General features: G+C 70.0%; 1 protein-coding gene. It reads left to right on the top strand.

What is annotated here, in order from left to right; all coding sequences use genetic code 11:
- The first annotated feature begins 127 nt into the window (after window positions 1-127).
- Complete coding sequence (locus tag ADL12_RS44090) at window positions 128-412, top strand: DUF3263 domain-containing protein (protein WP_079052608.1); 285 nt, start codon at window positions 128-130, stop codon at window positions 410-412.
- Window positions 413-564 lie beyond the last annotated feature (152 nt).

Here is a 564-nt window from a genome sequence, read left to right as displayed (position 1 = left end):
TCTGGGCGGTGGTCGCTGAAGCGCGGACCGTAAGCCGCCGAGCTGGCCGGTACGGACCTTCCGGGCGGAAACGCCAGGATTGCTGAGAACCACTGAGGCCCTTGGTAACGGCGTTACGGTGCGATGCATGAATGAGGACCAGCCTGAGGATGCTCCTGCTCCTGCTCCTGCTCCTGCTGCCGCCGCCGCTGTCCTCGCGGAGCGGGAGCAGGCCATCCTTGCCCTGGAGCGCCGGGGGTTTGCGGGGCCCGGGGCGAAGGAGCGGGCGATACGTGAGGAACTGGGGCTGGCTCCTGTGCGCTACTACCAACTCCTGAACGCCCTGCTGGACGACCCGCGGGCCCTGGCCCATGATCCGGTGACGGTGAACCGGTTGCGGCGGGTGCGGGAGGGGCGGCGGGCGGAACGGTGACGAGGGTGGACTGGGAGTTTTCTCGCCCCCGCCGCCCCTACCCGTCCCGTCCCCCAGGGGGCTCTGCCCCCTGGACCCCCGCTCCTCAAACGCCGGAGGGGCTGGATTTTCAGCCCGTCCGGCGTTTGAGGACGAGGCCCGTTCAGGGCCGA

Origin of the sequence: Streptomyces regalis (assembly GCF_001509475.1) — a bacterium.
Classification (GTDB): Bacteria; Actinomycetota; Actinomycetes; order Streptomycetales; family Streptomycetaceae; genus Streptomyces; species Streptomyces regalis.
This window is presented reverse-complemented; position numbering and strand designations above follow the sequence as displayed.